This is a genomic window from Psychroflexus maritimus (assembly GCF_011089875.1).
In the GTDB taxonomy this organism is placed as follows: Bacteria; Bacteroidota; Bacteroidia; order Flavobacteriales; family Flavobacteriaceae; genus Psychroflexus; species Psychroflexus maritimus.
Map to the genome: position 1 here is coordinate 44,286 of NZ_JAANAS010000105.1, position 17,312 is coordinate 61,597.

Here is a 17,312-nt window from a genome sequence, read left to right on the forward strand (position 1 = left end):
TAATTATAGTTTTATAAAATTGATTTAGCATGTTTAAATTTTAATAAATGCTGAAGAAAAAACCAAATCAATAAGGATTAACTTTACCTTTGCAGGTAAATTAACAAAAGTTGATTAGTTTGCCAAAGTGGAAACAAAAAAGAAAAGTTTATATAAAAAAACACGAAGAATCCTTTTTAGGACTTTCTTGTTTTTAATTTTGATTTTTGTTGCTTTAGTTTTGCTAATTAGAAGTCCGTGGGGTCAAGATAAAATAATCAACCAAGTAACTCAGTATGTGAGCAGTAAAACCTCTGCCCCATTTAATATTGAGAAATTCTTTCTTACTTTTGATGGTAACCTCAATATACAAGGACTTTCTTTAAAAGACCAACAAGATAAAACCTTAGTTTATTTTGAGGAATTAGAACTTAACATCCCCCTATTTAGCATTTTTAAAGAGCAGAAAATTCACCTTAAAAACATCGAGTTAAAGGGATTAGAATCTTCGGTTTACCGTCTTAAAAACAAGGATTTTAATTATCAGTTTTTAATTGATGCTTTTGCTTCAACAACCGAAAAAGAAGAGAAGGCTAGTAATGCTGAATATGATTTTTTTCTTGGTGCAATTGACTTAAAAAATTGTCAACTAACTTACCTAGATGAAGAAGAAGCGCTAGAGGCTGAGCTTGTTCTTGGTCATTTATTGGTTCAAATGAAAACCTTCGATTTAAAAAATCTAAATGTTGAAATCGATGAGTTTTTCATCCTTCAATCAGATTTCACATATTCCCAAAAACAAACTGAAGATAAGCGTATTGAAACCGATGAACAAAAAGATGATTTAGCCACTAACGGGCCTGATTTAAATTTAAAAATCAATGATTTTAGTCTTGTAGAATTAGCCACTGAAATCAATTATTATGAAGATGATTACACGGCATTTTTAGAACAATTTAATTGGAAAGACCTTGAGCTTGATTTGAAAGAAAAACAGCTAACTTGGAAACTTTTAAACATTGAAGAATCTAAAGTTGATTTAGATTTAGCCCAAAAAGAAGTTTCCAAAAACTCTGCTAATAAAGCTGAAGATTTTGTTGTTGAATGGCCAGCTTGGGAAATTGCTTTTGATCAATTAAGTATTAAAAATCAAAAATTTACACAAACCACCAAAGGAGAAAAGTTAAACAAAAATACGTTTGATGCTTCACCTGTTGAATTTAATCAGCTTCATCTTGACCTATCAGATTTGAGCTACTCTCCTTCAGAAAAAAACCTAAAGTTAAAGCTGAAGCAATTTCATTTTCAGGAATATACAGGCTTAGCTTTAAAAAACTTGAATTTTAATTTAAAAGTAAATCAACAAGCTATAGATCTTGACCAACTTCAACTTAACACCCTTCAAAACGAATTGAAAGGCAATGCTAGAATTCAATTTACAAGCTTAACAAACTTCATTAATCATCCGGAAGAATTTACTGACTTGCAACTTGATGTAGCGGGAAATTTTCAGCTGAAAGAATTTAAGTCATTTCTACCTAATTTTAAGCAAAATGAGGCCTTGGTTAACTTAGCAAAACATCCTATTCAAACTAAAATTAAGGCCAATGGAAAAAAAGGAAACATCAACTTACAGCCGTCTTTTGTTCATTGGAATACAACCAAAATCAATTTTGCAGGCACACTTCATAACCTGATGAAAACTAATCAGAGTTTAACTTTAGATACTTATCATTTGAGCACCAAAAAGGAGGATTTGTTGTTGTGGCTTCCAACAGAAACGATAGCCAAAATAGATTTGCCTGATGGAATGTCGTTGACAGGGAGTTTAACAAACAAACAGAATTTATGGACTACCAAATCTAGCTTAAAAAGCGATTTTGGTTCCGTGAGCCTAGAAGGAAAAATTGATTTAGACCAAGAAATAAGCTTTGATTTTTCAACAACTGCTTCAGATTTAGCCTTAGCAAAAATCCTTCAAAACAAAGATTTAAGCCCCTTGAATATGCATTTCAACCTTAAAGGCAAGTACAAAGACTTAAGCAACATCGATGTAGATTTTAATTCAGAAATCACTAAATTCACTGCCTTTAACCAAAATTTTAACGGACTTCAACTAAGCCTTCAACTCAAAGAAAGTGAAGGAGATTTATCGCTCAACTTTGAAAATGAAAACATTGATTTAAATCTACATTCTCACGTAGAATTAGCCGATAATTTCTATGTTTTTCAGCCTAAACTAGAAGTGAAAGGCGTTGATTTTTATAGCTTAGGCTGGTTAAAGGAAGACATTAGAGCAAGGTTTATTGTTGATGCGGCATTTAGCGGTAACCCAGAAGAATTTGACTTCAGTTTAAGCATTCCCGAGTTTGTAAGTGTTTATGAAAAAAAATCTTACCGTCTAAAGGGTTTTGACTTAGAAGCGCAAATAGGTACAAATAAAACAAACCTACAAACAAAAAGTAAGTTTCTAAACTCCCAACTCAAAGCGAACAAACACCCTAGAGATTTAGTTGACGCAAGCCTAAAATACCTCCAAAAATACCTCACTGATTTTAAAGCAGAAGAAAATGAAAGTGAAGGCGCTGAAGTTGATTTAGAATGGGGCGTGCAGTTAACTAACATTCCTTTACTAAGCGAGGTCTATTTGGAAGATTTAGATAAAATGGATACCCTAAAATTAAGCTTAGATTTTAAAGAAGAAAAAAATGAAATACGAATAAATAGTACTTTACCAGAATTAATTTACAAGGATATTCAGCTAAACGATTTTGCTATAACAGCCAACGCAAACCCACAAAAAGCTGATTTTAGTATTGGTTTTGAAAGCTTAGAAAATGCAGGTTTTAAATTAGCAAAAACGCAATTGTTTGGAAATTATGAAGACCAAGCCTGGAAAGTTGCCTTTGAAGCTTACCAAGATGACGAAGCTTTTTTCTTGATTCGCTCTTTTATTGAAAAAGACAAAAACCTGTGGAGGTTTAGCTTGGACGAAAACGAGTTTATTTTAAACCGACAACAATGGAAAGTTCACCCCCAAAATTACATAAAATTTGGAAACCGAAGTATAAGGATTAAGGATTTTCAATTAGAACACAAACAACAAAAGCTTTCTATTCAAAATGATTTAGAAATACCTGAAGAACATGTTGCTGTTTTGTTTAAAGATTTTAAACTAGCTACGCTAAGCAGTTATTTTCATCCAGATGCACTATTTGCAAGCGGAGACATAAACGGAAGTTTAGCAGTAGTAAAACCCTATGAACAAATGGGTTTTTTAGCCGATTTAAACATTGATGATTTAGCTATAAAAAATCAACATATAGGAAAATTTGAATTGAATGCCTCCGCCAACGGAAACAACACCTACAAGACAAAAATCCAATTAAAAGGAGCGCAAATTGATTTTTTTGCTGAAGGAAAATATTTTTATGAAGAGCAAGAGCCAAAGCTTGCTATTTCCGCTCAGTTAAAAAAATTAAATTTAGACCTTATTGCCTTTTACTTGCCAGAATTAATTGACGAAGCTGAAGGAGAAATACGTTCAGATTTTGAATTAAAAGGCTCCACCAACAAGCTTTCTTACGCGGGTAATTTGCAAATGAATGAAATTGGCTTTAGAGCTCAACCTGTAAACACCAAGTTTTATTTTGGAGAGGAATTCATTCAATTTAACCAAAATGAAATCGAATTTAAAAATTTCACTATTGCAGATGCTCAAAAAAATAAGTTTAATACCAGCGGTAAAGTATTTATTGAAAACCTTAGCAATCCTAGATTTAACCTGAATTTTAAAGCAGAAAACTTCCAACTTTTAGACGCTAAGCGCAACGAAACCACAGCTTATTTTGGTCAAGCAAATTTTGATTTAAACGCTCAACTTACGGGCAATTTAAATGTTCCAGTAGTAAACCTAGATTTTACATTGAATAAATCTTCTAATATTAGCTATATCATTCCAGAAGCGCAAGCCGATGTAGTTGATCGAGAAGGGGTGGTTTTATTTGTCAATAAATCAAATCCAAATGATATTCTCACTAGAGCTACTGAAAAAGAATTTAACGATTTAATTAAAGGTTTTGAAATTGATGCAAAGATAAAAGTTGATCCAGAAGCAAAAATCACAGTTATTTTCAACCCACGCACAGGAGATCAAATTCAATTACAAGGAAACGCCGACTTATTAGCGCAAGTAAAACGCAATGGAAATATAGACTTAAGTGGTACCTATCAAGTAAAAAAAGGCTTTTTTGAGATTAACCTCTACAACTTAGTTACCCGAAGATTTCGTCTAGCAGAAGGCAGCAAAGTAAGTTGGTATGGCGATCCTTACAATGCAGATCTTGATATTAGAGCCGTTTATCAAATAGAAACTTCGCCTTCGGCCTTAATGGCTTCTCAAATTGCTTCAGAAGCAAGTTCAATTCAAAATCAGTACCGAAGATTACTTCCGTTTCTTGTTTATTTAGATGTTGATGGAAACCTTAGTGCTCCTTTATTAAATTTTGCTTTAGACATGCCAGAAGATCAACGAGCAGCGATTAATGGAACGGTTTATACAAGAATTAACCAACTTAATCAACAAGAAGACGAACTCAACAAACAAGTTTTTTCGTTACTAGTGCTCAATCGTTTTTACCCAGAATTAGGCAGTGATGGAAGCCAAGGAGGGGCAGCTACACTGGCTAGAAACAATTTAAATCAAGCCTTAGCAGATCAACTCAACGCCTTTTCTAATAAATTAACTGGAAACACAGGTATTCAATTAAATTTTGATATCAACTCTTATACCGATTTTGAAACAGGCGTAGGTCAAGAACGAACAGACTTAGATGTGAGTGCGCAAAAAAAACTCTTTAACGACCGGCTTGTGGTTGAAGCAGGAAGCCAGGTAAACGTTCAAGGCGAACAACGTCCTGGTGAATCTAACGTAGCCGTAGGAAATGTAAGTGTAGAGTACTTAATAACGCAAGATGGCAGATGGAAAGCAAGAGGCTTTCGAAAAAGTGAGTATGAAAACGTGATTGACGGCCAAGTATTCATTAGCGGAATTGCCCTTATTTTTACACGCGAATTTAATGAGTTTAACGAACTTTGGAAATCGCTTTTTAATTCTACTGAAACCCTAGAAGAAGAAGAAAAAGAAAAGAAAGAATTAGAAGAAACAGAAAAGAAAAAACCTAAAGAGAAAATAAAAAGACTAAATCACAAGCAAGAATAGAAAATGAAAATTAAATTTATACATGGCTATTTACTCCTGTTTTTAGGACTGAATTTTTCTTGTTCAGTAAATAAATATATTCCTGAAGATGAAGTTTTGTATAAAGGTGCTTCGGTGGTTTATCAAGGTGCTTCAATTGAAAAAGCTGCACGAGGAAAAATAAAAGAAGTCCTTTTTCCCAATCCAAATACAAAACTACTTTGGATGAGACCAGGAGTGTATTTTTATTTCAAGGCACAACAAGAAAAACCAGGCTTTATTAATCGTTGGATGAACAAACAAATTGGAGAAAAGCCTGTTTATCTTTCTCAAGTAAATGTAGAAACCACTGAAGAAGTCATGAAAAACCGATTAGAAAACACTGGGTTTTTTTCCTCTGAAATTGCTTCTGAAGTGAGTATCGATACTGCTAAACAAAGCGCAGAAGTAACCTATAAAATTAACTTGCAAAAGCCTTACCGCCTTGCTGAAATAGAAGTAGAAAAAAATCTAAAAGACAGTCTGCCTGTATGGCAAGAAATCGATTCCTACCTAAAAACCTCTTCACTTGAAAAAGGAAGTAGATTTAGCTTAGACCAATTAAAAACTGAACGCGGAAATATTGACCGTTACCTAAAAGACAGAGGCTATTATAACTTTAATTCAAACTTCCTTATTTTTGAAGCCGATACCAACGCTTACGCCAACAAGAAATTTAATCTTTATCTCAAGCTTAAAAGCGAAACGCCAACGAAAGCACTTTATCCTTTTCGCCTTGATAAAATCAATGTTTTTCCAAATTCAAGTTTAGAAACTGAGGACCTGCAAAAAGATACGCTTACTATAGGCCAAATTAAATTTATTCAAAATGAGGTGTTTTTCAAACCTGAGCGTTTACAGCCATTTTTTAAAATTAAACCAGGTGATCTGTACAACCCACAAAATTCACGGTTTACTAGCAGGCGTCTAAACGCAATGCAAACCTACAAATTTGTTAATATTGACTATGAAGAACATGCGTTTGACTCTACCCAAAGCGTTCAAAAACTAACAGGTAATGTTTATCTCTCTCCAGCGAATAAACGCTCGGTAAGATTTGAAATGCAAGGGGTAACTAAATCAAATAACTTTACCGGTCCTAACTTAAATTTAACTTACATTAATCGGAATATCTTTCAAGGCGGAGAGCAGTTTAAAGCAAGTATTAACGCAGGATATGAACGCCAATTTTTGGGCGGTGACCAAGGTGGTTTAAACTCATTGCAATTAGGTTTAAGAAACACGTTAAGCTTCCCAAGGTTACTATTTCCAATCAATTTAAATGAAAAATTTGATTATTCCATACCCAAAACCAATATTAATTTAGGTTTTGATTACTTGAACCGAACAGGCTTATACACCTTAACTTCAGTTTCTACAAGCTTTGGTTATCACTGGGATCAAAATAGATTTGTTACCCATACCATCAACCCCATTAATATTGAGGTAGTTCAATTAGGAAATACCAGCAATGAATTTGAAGAAATATTAGATAACAACCCGTTTTTAAGGCGTAGTTTTGACCAACAGTTTATTGCTGGTTTGGTTTATTCGTTTACTTATAGCGAATTAAAAGAAGACCGCGTTTGGAGAAATTTTTTCAATTTCAATTTTGAATCGGCTGGAAATACAATTGATTTATTCGCCCAGGAAGAAGACGAAACCCGAAAAGTATTTGGTACCGAATTTGCCCAATTTGTGAAAGCTGATATCGATTTACGATTTAATCTAGACTTAGCTACTAACGAACAACAATTGGTAGGAAGAATATTTGCCGGTATGGGCTTACCTTATGGAAATTCTGAAGCACTTCCTTTTGTGAAACAATATTTTGCCGGCGGGCCTTACAGCATAAGAGCGTTTAGAATACGCTCACTTGGCCCCGGAAGTTATGTTCCTGAAACAGGAAGTCAATCCTTTTTTGATCAAGCGGGAGACATTCGCTTAGAAGCTAATCTAGAATACCGATTTCCTTTAATTAGTTACTTAAAAGGAGCTGTTTTTTACGATGCTGGTAATGTTTGGCTACTCAATGAAAATCAAGCCTTACCAGGAGGAAAATTTGCTAGCAACTTCCTTGACGAGTTAGGAATGGGAACGGGTGTAGGATTAAGAGTAGATGTTCAAGGCTTTGTGATTCGTTTCGATTTTGCGGCACCATTAAAAAGACCCGCTAAAAGCTTTAAATTTGAACCTAACAAAACCCTGCTTAATTTTGCCATAGGTTATCCGTTTTAGCAATTGCTTAATTAACTGAGATTATAAATTTATACGCTAAAAACCCTACTTACTTAACTTAAAAAAATAATAAATTGAAAACTTAAGTAAAATAAATCTAGTATCTAGCAACTTTAAGCATTTGCAGTAGTTATTTCAATTGATAAATGCTATTATAGAGATGTAATCAACCTCAACGACCTATGAAACTATTAATTTCTAGTATTTTTTTACTCGTTCAGTTTAGCCTTTTTAGTCAAGCTTCCTCTTTTAAAGACGGAGAAATTTTGAAATTTAAGATCAACTATGGGTGGTTTAAGGCTTCAGAAGCTACACTAAGTGTTACCGCTTCAGAACTAAGAGGCGAAAAAATGTATCACTTGGTGGGAGAAGGCCGCACTACAGGTATGTTAGACGTTTTTTTTAAAGTAAGAAATAGATTTGAAAGCTACTTAGGAATGAACGATGGATACAGTCATCGGTTTATCCGAAATACTTCAGAAGGAGGACACATTAAAAACAAAATGATTGATTTTTTTCAGAATGAAAGTCGTGCTGTTGTCCATAACTACAAGAAAGATACTGTTTCAGAACATCAATTAACTAGTTATACACAAGATATGATTTCGTCTTATTATCATTTACGTGAAATTGTAGATATCAATGATATTCAAGCAGGAGATGAATTTGTTTTAAATATGTTTTTTGATGAAGAAAATTATCCATTTAAAGTAAAGTACGAGGGTGATGAAATTTTACAAACTGATTTTGGCACAGTAAAAACAATGATTTTTAAACCCTATGTTCAAGCCGACCGAGTGTTTAAAGAAAAAGAAAGTGTAACTATTTGGGTTTCCAAAGACAAGAATAAAATTCCTATAAAAATGGAAGCTAAACTCGCCGTAGGTTCACTCACGGCTCATCTTTTTGAATATAGAGGCTTAGCTAATTCATTCCAGTTGATTTTTAATAATTAACGCTATAACAACCAACCAATTTGATTTCATTTTCAGTAATTAGTAACGATAAATTTTTTTCTAGATGGCAGGACATAGTAAGTGGGCTAACATCAAGCACAGAAAAGGAGCCCAAGACAAAAAACGAGCTAAACAATTTACACGAGCTATTAAAGAAATTAGTGTAGCCGTTAAAGAAAGCGGAAGCCCAGACCCCGAAACTAATCCAACACTAAGAAATGCAATAGCCAATGCCAAAGGTGTAAACATGCCTAAAGATACTATTCAACGGGCTATTAAAAAAGCCTCTGGTGAAGATGCCGACAATTACGAGTTGGTTACTTTTGAAGGATATGGTCCCGAAGGAATAGCTTTTTTTGTTGAATGCACTACCGACAACACCAACCGAACAGTTGCTTCAGTACGCTCTATTTTCAGTAAAAATGGAGGAAGCCTAGGCACCAACGGGTCTTTAGAGTTTTTGTTTGATCGATTAGGAGTCTTTTACTTGAAAAAAGAAAAAATTGAACTCCCCAAAGAAGAAGTAGAATTGCATTTAATTGAAGGAGGAGCTATTGAAATTGAACAAGATGAACATCAGTTTATTGTTTATACCGCTTTTGAAGATTTTGGAAACAGGCAATCTAAACTGGAGGAATTAAAACTAGAAACAGCAACTGCCGAGGTGCAAAGAATTCCTAAAAATACCATTGAGTTGGACCTACAAAAAGCAAAAAAAATTATTGATTTAATTGAAAAGTTTGAAGACGATGACGATGTACAAAACCTTTATCATAATCTTGAACTCACAGACGAATTAATGCAGGAATTAGCCAAAGACTAATCTCTGAAAAGAAGTATATTTGCCACTTATTAAATAATTTTATGAAGCTAGTAGAAGGTTTTTCAAAACTAAGTAAAAAGGAAAAAATTGAATTTTTAACCAGCAATTACCTGAATGAATTTTCGGAGGCTGAACAAATTCTTAAGCAATACCTTAATCAAGATGGTAAATTACAGCGTTTACACGACGAGTTTATAGAAAATACGTTAACCAATTTTTACTTGCCTTTTGGAGTAGCTCCTAACTTTACAATCAATAATAAGAACTTTGTAATTCCAATGGCTATTGAAGAAAGTTCTGTGGTTGCTGCCGCTGCCAAAGCAGCTAAATTTTGGGGGCAACGAGGTGGATTTAAAGCTCAAGTTTTAGGAACACAAAAAGTTGGTCAAGTTCATTTCACCTACGCAGGTAATGAAACCGATTTAACTAAGTTGATTAAACAAATTCAACCCGACTTTAAAGCGGCGGTGAAGTCCATTACTAAAAACATGGAAAAAAGAGGAGGTGGAATTAATGAAATTAGCCTTCGCAACAAAACCACTGAATTAGCCAATTATTACCAATTGCATTGCACTTTTGAAACAAAAGACGCAATGGGCGCTAATTTTATCAATTCTTGTCTAGAAGAGTTTGCACAGGTTTTAAAGGAAAAAGCCGCCTTATTATTACCCGGAAAGCTTGAAGTAATTATGAGTATTCTATCTAATTATGTGCCTAATTGCTTAGTTAAAGCAGAAGTAAGCTGCCCCGTTATTGAGCTAGGAAAAAATCGAGATGAAGCAGAAAAATATGCACATAAATTTATACAAGCTATACAAATTGCAGAAATAGAACCCTACCGAGCCGTAACCCACAACAAAGGCATCATGAATGGTATTGATGCTGTTGTTTTAGCTACCGGCAACGACTTTAGAGCTGTAGAAGCTGGCGTGCATGCATTTGCCTCAAAAGAAGGGAGATATAAAAGCTTGACCCATGCTAAAATTGAAAATGACGAGTTTAAATTTTGGATTGAAATTCCCCTAGCTTTAGGAACCGTAGGTGGACTTACAAGTTTACACCCCTTAGTGAAATTAGCATTAGCTTTATTGCAGCACCCAAGCGCAGAAGAATTAATGAAAATTGTAGCGGTTGCCGGCTTAGCACAAAATTTTGGCGCGGTAAATTCACTAGTTACCACAGGAATACAGCAAGGCCACATGAAAATGCATTTAATGAATATTCTCAACCAGTTTGAGGCTAATTTAGAAGAACGCCAACAAGCTGTTGACTATTTTAAATCGAATACCGTTACGCATTCTTCTGTGGTAGATTTTTTACATTCCATAAGAAGCTAGTATTTCAGTATTTTAACGGCTAATTAATTAATAATTGAACAGCCCGTTAAATAAGATATTTTTATGGTAAGCATTTAAGTAATTTATAACATCGATAGTTATCGTAAAACTATTTATTTTTATAATTTTGAACAAATTAGAATTAATCATATTAAAAATAAATAGTTATGGCTTTTGAATTACCAAAATTAGACTACGCGCACGACGCTTTAGAACCACATATTGATGCAAAAACAATGGAAATACACCACGGTAAGCATCATGCTGGATACACCAATAAATTAAATGCAGCTGTTGAAGGAACCGATTTAGAAGGAAAATCTATCGAAGATATTCTTCAGAATTTAGATTTATCTAATTCAGCAGTAAGAAATAATGGTGGTGGATTTTACAATCACCGTTTATTCTGGCAAGTAATGAGCCCAAAAGGAGGTGGAAACCCAAAAGATAATGTAGCCAAAGCCATTGATGATGCTTTTGGTTCGTTTGATCAATTTAAGGATGCCTTTTCTAAAGCAGCAGCTACTCAATTTGGATCAGGTTGGGCTTGGCTTTGTGTACACGAAGGTGGTAAAGTAGAAGTTTGTTCTACACCAAACCAAGATAACCCAGTAATGCCAAACGTAAGCTGTGGTGGCACTCCAATCTTAGGTTTAGATGTATGGGAACATGCCTATTACTTAAATTACCAAAACAGAAGACCTGATTATATTGAAGCTTTCTTTAATGTCATTAATTGGGATAAAGTAGAAGAATTATACAACGCGAATAAGTAATTAATTTACTTGTTACATAAAAAAACAGCCTTGAAATTCAAGGCTGTTTTTTTGTATGTGAAATATTGCTAAATTACTCCAATGCCTTAATTCCAGGCAGCGTTTTTCCTTCAAGCATTTCAAGCATAGCTCCTCCTCCTGTAGAAACATAGCTTACTTGTTGATCAAAACCAAACTTCTTAGCAGCTGAAACAGAATCACCTCCACCTACTAAAGAAAATGCTCCTTTAGCAGTAGCTTCAGCAATAGCTTTTCCTAAAGCAATGGTGCCGTTGGCATAATTTTCCATTTCAAAAACACCCAGCGGGCCATTCCATAAAATGATTTTTGATTGAGCAATGACGGCAGCAAACTTTTCTCTAGTTTCAGGACCTGCATCCAAGCCCATTAAATGCTCAGGAATAGCTTTGATGTCTGTTACCTTATTTTCGCCTTCATTAGAAAAATCTTGAGTTGCTACGGTGTCTATTGGCAAGTGGATTTCAACATTATGTGCTTTTGCTTTTTCTATAATGCTTAACGCCAATTCTTGCTTGTCGTCTTCTACTAAAGAAGTGCCAATGTTACCGCCTTGCGCTTTAATAAAAGTAAAAGCCATACCTCCACCAATAATCAAATGATCTATTTTAGGCAAAATGTTTTCTATTACTGTAATTTTAGAAGAAACTTTAGCTCCTCCAATTACGGCAGTTACAGGTTTTTCTTTAGAATTTAGTACTTTATCTAAACTTTCTACTTCCTTTTGAAGTAAGTAACCCATGCATTTATCTTCAAAAAATTCAGCTACCACTGTAGTTGAGGCATGCGCTCTATGCGCCGTTCCAAAAGCATCATTAACGTAAATATCTCCTAATTTTGATAAAGCTTCAGCAAAATTTTTGTCGCCTTGCTTTTCTTCATTATGAAACCTAAGGTTTTCCAGGAGTAAAATCTCACCAGGTTGAAGCGCTTCAGCCATGCTTTCTGCATTTGCACCTATGCAGTCTTCAGCAAATTTTACGCGCACGCCAATTACATCGCTAATTGTACTTGCTATATGCTTCAAAGAATATTTTTCCTCATTTCCTTCAGGTCTTCCTAAGTGAGACATCAACACAGGCGCGCCTCCGTCTTCTAAAATCTTTAGTATAGTGGGTTTAGCAGCTAATATTCTACTAATATCAGTAACTTTTCGTTCTGCATTTAAAGGCACATTAAAATCAACACGAATTATTGCTTGTTTTCCTTTAAAATTATAGTCGTCTATAGTTTTCATAGTTGTTTTTTTTAAAAAAATCCTAAAGGTCAAAAATAAGTAATTATTTGGGAAAAGTACTTCAGAAAAGACTTTTATTAAACCTTGAAGTTTGATAAAAAACAATTATTTTCGCTTTATGAATTTTGATGATATTCCTGGATTACCGCACTTAAAAAATCACCTTAAAACTACAGTAGAGCGAGGAAGAATTGCTCATGCGCAATTGTTTGTAGGAGAACACGGCTACGGCACACTGCCTACAGCTATTGCTTTTGCTAGTGAAATTGTGAGCCGAAATCTAAGTGGTGAAGCTAAGCGAATTTGTAGGAAAAAAATAGAAGCGCTCAATCACCCTGATTTACATTTTGTCTATCCAGTGAATACAAACGAAGAAATAAAATCAAATCCTGTTGCAAAAGATTTTTACCTCCACTGGAGAAAGTTTGTAAGCGAACAACCTTATGGGGAGCTCTATCATTGGCTTAAAGAATTAGGAATTGAAAAAAAGCAAGGCAATATTAATGTAAGAGAAGCTGCTGAAATCTCCAAAGCAATCGCATTGAAATCTTACGAAGGAGCCGCCAAGATTATGATTATTTGGTGCGCTGATAAAATGAACACCGCTGCCAGCAACAAACTTTTAAAACTCATTGAAGAACCCCCAAAAGACACTTACTTTATTTTAATTACTGATGCAGAGGAGCAGCTTTTAGAAACCATCAAATCAAGATGTCAAAAAATTAATTTTCCGCCTTTAAGCGAAGAGCAAATAGCTCAACACCTTCAAAATAAACATCAATTAAGTAAGGAACAAGCCTTGCCAATTGCCGCGCAAGCCGATGGCAACCTGAGCAAAGCTTTAGAGCTTTTAGATCAAAATTCTGATAACCAAGTATTTGAAAAGCTTTTTATAGCTTGGGTAAGAACCGCTTTTAGGGCCAAAGGAAATAAAAGTGTTGTGCAAGATTTATCGCAGTGGGCGCAAACCTTAGCCAAAGAAAACCGAGAAACACAAACGCGATTTATTAACTTTAGCATCCAATTTTTTAGACAAGCCTTGCTACAAAACTACAAAGCAAAGCCCTTGGTATTCATGAAAACTTACGATGAACAATTCAAGTTTGATAAGTTTGCCAGTTTTATTCACGGAGGAAATATTGAGCCTATTTTTAACGCTCTACAAGAAGCTCACTTTCACATTCAAAGAAATGCTAACGCTAAGATTGTCTTTACCGATTTATCTATGCAACTTACACGCTATATCCATAAAAAATAAGCCTTTAGGAACAAGTAAACTAAGTCAAATTCTCCTATATTTGCGCCCATGAGTAAAGCACAAATACAAGCTAAGTTTGCTGATTCGCAACAACTTAGACAATTCTTAAAAAAAGCTTCTACTAATGCAGAAGCGACCAAGTTTCACCTCCACAATATCTGGGGAAGTGCATTGAGTTTTTTCTTTGCAGAAGCTTACAAAAAAAGCGACAACACATTTTTACTTATTTGCAACGACAAAGAAGAAGCGGCTTATCACCTCAATGATTTAGAAAGTTTTTTAGAAGAAAAAAACGTGCTTTTTTATCCTGGAAGCTACCGAAGAGCTTATCATCCTGAAGCGATCTCTGGAGAGGAAACCGATAACGCAAATGTACTGCTTCGCTCAGAAGTGCTTAACCGAATCAATTCAAGAAAAAAACCTTCAGTTATAGTTACTTATCCCGAAGCCCTTTTTGAAAAAGTGGTGACTAAAAAAGAGCTTAACCAAAGTATTTTAAAACTGAAAATTGAAGATGAATTGTCTATCGACTTTGTGAATGAAGTGCTTTTTGAATACCATTTTAAACGGGTTGATTTTGTTACCGAACCAGGCGAATTTTCTGTGCGCGGTGGAATTATTGATGTTTTTTCTTATGCCAATGATGAACCTTACCGAATAGAATTTTTTGGCGATGAGGTAGAAAGCATCCGTACTTTTGATGTAGAAACGCAGCTTTCTAAAGAACAAAAGAAAAAAATTTCCATTATGCCTAATATGGAAAACAAACAACACACCGAGTTAAGGCAGTCTTTTTTAGATTACATTCCATCAGAAACCCTCGTTTTTGTAAAAAGCCTAGACTTGCTTTGTGGTCAACTTACGCGCTTATTTACAAAAGCTAACGAAACTTTTCAAACACTTTCTAAGGAGGTAAATCACGCCAATCCTGAGGCTTTGTTTTTAAATGAAGAAGAAATTAAAAAACAACTGCAAGGCATGCAAGTTGTTGAATTTGGAACAGGACATTTTTTTAAAGCCGAAGAAGTAATTCGCTTTGCCACAGAACCTCAACCTTCTTTCAACAAGCAATTTAATTTACTTATTGACCACCTTAACCAATATCATCAAAAGGGGTTTACTAATTATATTGCCTGCGTAAGTCAGCAACAAGCCAAGCGATTTAAAGATATTTTTGAAGACATGGAAACCCAAGTGGCCTATCAGCCCATTGTGCTTCCTATTCATCAAGGATTTATAGACCAAGAACTTAAAATTCTTGTCTATACCGATCATCAAATTTTTGATCGCTACCACAAATTTCAGCTAAAAAGTGGCTATGCTAAAAAAGAAGCCATTACTCTGAAAGAACTCACTAGCCTTGAGGTAGGCGACTATGTAACCCATATTGACCACGGAATAGGAAAGTTTGGCGGACTTCAAAAAATAGACGTAGAAGGCAAAAAACAAGAAGCTATTAAATTAGTTTATGGTGAACGCGATATTTTATACTTAAGCATTCATTCGCTTCATAAAATTTCTAAATATAATGGCAAAGATGGTAAACCACCAAAAATTTACAAACTTGGAAGCAAAGCCTGGAAATCGCTTAAGCAAAAAACAAAAACAAAAGTCAAAAAAATTGCCTTTGATTTAATTCAACTATATGCTAAAAGACGATTGGAAGAAGGTTTCCAATTTGCGCCCGATTCTTATTTGCAACACGAATTAGAAGCTTCCTTTATTTACGAAGACACCCCCGACCAAAGTTCGGCAACGGAAGCCGTGAAAAAAGACATGGAAAGTCCACAGCCTATGGACAGATTAGTCTGCGGAGACGTAGGCTTTGGAAAAACAGAAGTAGCTATTCGCGCAGCCTTTAAAGCAGTTGATAATGGAAAACAAGTAGCTGTTTTAGTACCCACAACCATCTTGGCTTTTCAACATCATCAATCCTTTACTGAACGCTTAAAAGATTTGCCGGTAAGTGTAGATTATTTAAATCGGTTTAGAACAGCAAAAGAACGCAGACAAGTTCTAGAAGAATTAGAAAATGGACGAATAGATATTGTTATTGGAACGCATCAATTGGTTAATAAAAACATTAAGTTTAAAGACTTGGGCTTACTCATTATAGACGAAGAACAAAAGTTTGGCGTAGCTGTAAAAGACAAGCTTAAAACCATCAAAGCCAATGTAGATACGTTAACCTTAACCGCTACGCCAATTCCTAGAACACTACAGTTTAGCTTAATGGCTGCCCGAGATTTATCTACCATAACTACCCCACCTCCCAATCGTTATCCCATAGAAACTCATGTAGTAAGGTTTAATGAGGAATTAATTAGAGATGCCGTTACTTATGAAATTCAACGAGGCGGACAGGTGTTTTTTATCAACAACCGAATTGAAAATATTAATGAAGTTGCAGGAATGATTCAGCGGCTTGTACCAGATGCTAAAGTTGGTATTGGCCACGGGCAAATGGAAGGAAAAAAACTTGAAAAACTAATGTTGAGCTTCATTAATAACGAATTTGATGTTTTAGTGGCTACAACTATTATTGAAAGTGGTTTGGACGTCACCAATGCCAACACCATTTTTATTAATAACGCCAATAATTTTGGGGTTTCAGATTTACACCAAATGCGCGGTAGAGTTGGCCGAAGTAATAAAAAAGCATTTTGCTACTTAATTACTCCACACCCAACACTTATGACTGTAGATGCAAGAAAACGCATCAATGCGCTTGAACAATTTTCTGAACTAGGCAGTGGTTTTAAAATCGCTATGAAAGATCTAGAAATTAGAGGGGCAGGCGATTTACTAGGTGGTGAACAATCAGGGTTTATTAATGATATAGGTTTTGATACTTATCAAAAAATTCTCAATGAGGCAATTGATGAATTAAAAGAAAATGAATTTAAAGAACTTTATCAGGAAGAAAATCAAAATGAAGAAAAGGTCTTTGTAAAAGATGCACAAATTGACACCGACTTTGAAATTCTTTTCCCAGATGATTACATTAATAATATTACCGAGCGACTTAACCTTTACACCAAATTAAATCAATTAAAAAACGAAGAAGAATTACAGGCTTTTGAAAACGAATTGAAAGATCGTTTTGGCGATTTACCCATTCAGGTTATTGATTTACTTAATAGCTTGCGGATTAAATGGATAGCTGCATCAATTGGTTTGGAAAAAATTGTGATGAAGCAAGCTAAAATGATAGGTTATTTCATAGCTGATCAACATTCAGGTTTTTATCAAAGTAAGCGTTTTAGCGAAGTACTTCAAACGGTACAGCAACATCCTCATGTTTGTAGAATGAAAGAAAAACAAACGAGAAATGGACTTCGGTTACTCCTTGTCTTTGATCAAGTGAAAAACCTAGCCACTGGCTTAGAACGTTTACAAATTTTTGAAGCCACAGAGGAGGCTAGGTAGCGGGTCACACAAAATATGTCCG

General features: G+C 34.7%; 9 protein-coding genes. 8 read left to right on the forward strand and 1 reads right to left on the reverse strand.

Annotated features, from left to right (window positions below):
- Positions 1-127 precede the first annotated feature (127 nt).
- The 6 genes from G7034_RS12030 (at position 128) to G7034_RS11100 (ending at position 11,348) form a co-directional block, all read left to right on the forward strand.
- Positions 128-5,200 (forward strand): translocation/assembly module TamB domain-containing protein, encoded by a 5,073-nt coding sequence (locus tag G7034_RS12030; RefSeq protein WP_166401023.1) that lies wholly within the window; start codon positions 128-130, stop codon positions 5,198-5,200.
- Between the two features lie 3 nt (positions 5,201-5,203).
- Positions 5,204-7,456, forward strand: coding sequence for a translocation and assembly module lipoprotein TamL (gene tamL / locus G7034_RS11080; protein WP_166401024.1), 2,253 nt, complete (start codon positions 5,204-5,206; stop codon positions 7,454-7,456).
- Between the two features lie 182 nt (positions 7,457-7,638).
- On the forward strand, positions 7,639-8,412 hold the full coding sequence (locus G7034_RS11085) for a DUF3108 domain-containing protein (RefSeq protein ID WP_166401025.1): 774 nt from the start codon (positions 7,639-7,641) through the stop codon (positions 8,410-8,412).
- A gap of 64 nt (positions 8,413-8,476) precedes the next feature.
- Positions 8,477-9,235 (forward strand): YebC/PmpR family DNA-binding transcriptional regulator, encoded by a 759-nt coding sequence (locus G7034_RS11090; protein ID WP_166401026.1) that lies wholly within the window; start codon positions 8,477-8,479, stop codon positions 9,233-9,235.
- 41 nt (positions 9,236-9,276) lie between these two features.
- Entirely contained in the window at positions 9,277-10,572 is a 1,296-nt protein-coding gene (locus G7034_RS11095) for a hydroxymethylglutaryl-CoA reductase, degradative (RefSeq protein WP_166401027.1), read from the forward strand.
- 167 nt (positions 10,573-10,739) lie between these two features.
- Positions 10,740-11,348: a superoxide dismutase gene (locus G7034_RS11100; RefSeq protein WP_166401028.1), complete on the forward strand. Its 609-nt coding sequence runs from the start codon at positions 10,740-10,742 to the stop codon at positions 11,346-11,348.
- Between the two features lie 73 nt (positions 11,349-11,421).
- Here G7034_RS11100 and G7034_RS11105 read toward each other — a convergent pair whose 3' ends face one another.
- Positions 11,422-12,603 carry a phosphoglycerate kinase gene (locus G7034_RS11105; RefSeq protein ID WP_166401029.1) on the reverse strand — a complete coding sequence of 394 codons (1,182 nt, stop codon included), beginning with the start codon at positions 12,601-12,603 and terminating at the stop codon, positions 11,422-11,424.
- A 118-nt stretch (positions 12,604-12,721) separates the two neighbouring features.
- On the opposite strand from G7034_RS11105, the gene G7034_RS11110 reads away from it, so the two are divergent.
- Positions 12,722-13,861 carry a DNA polymerase III subunit gene (locus tag G7034_RS11110; protein WP_166401030.1) on the forward strand — a complete coding sequence of 380 codons (1,140 nt, stop codon included), beginning with the start codon at positions 12,722-12,724 and terminating at the stop codon, positions 13,859-13,861.
- 48 nt (positions 13,862-13,909) lie between these two features.
- Positions 13,910-17,290 (forward strand): transcription-repair coupling factor, encoded by a 3,381-nt coding sequence (gene mfd / locus G7034_RS11115; RefSeq protein WP_166401031.1) that lies wholly within the window; start codon positions 13,910-13,912, stop codon positions 17,288-17,290.
- Positions 17,291-17,312 lie beyond the last annotated feature (22 nt).

Excerpts from the sequence above, each read along its gene's own strand:
- tamL (WP_166401024.1), top strand. The coding sequence starts at position 5,204 with ATGAAAATTAAATTTATACATGGCTATTTACTCCTGTTTTTAGGACTG.
- G7034_RS11085 (WP_166401025.1), top strand. The coding sequence starts at position 7,639 with ATGAAACTATTAATTTCTAGTATTTTTTTACTCGTTCAGTTTAGCCTT.
- G7034_RS11090 (WP_166401026.1), top strand. The coding sequence starts at position 8,477 with ATGGCAGGACATAGTAAGTGGGCTAACATCAAGCACAGAAAAGGAGCC.
- G7034_RS11095 (WP_166401027.1), top strand. The coding sequence starts at position 9,277 with ATGAAGCTAGTAGAAGGTTTTTCAAAACTAAGTAAAAAGGAAAAAATT.
- G7034_RS11100 (WP_166401028.1), top strand. The coding sequence starts at position 10,740 with ATGGCTTTTGAATTACCAAAATTAGACTACGCGCACGACGCTTTAGAA.
- G7034_RS11105 (WP_166401029.1), bottom strand. The coding sequence starts at position 12,603 with ATGAAAACTATAGACGACTATAATTTTAAAGGAAAACAAGCAATAATT.
- G7034_RS11110 (WP_166401030.1), top strand. The coding sequence starts at position 12,722 with ATGAATTTTGATGATATTCCTGGATTACCGCACTTAAAAAATCACCTT.
- mfd (WP_166401031.1), top strand. The coding sequence starts at position 13,910 with ATGAGTAAAGCACAAATACAAGCTAAGTTTGCTGATTCGCAACAACTT.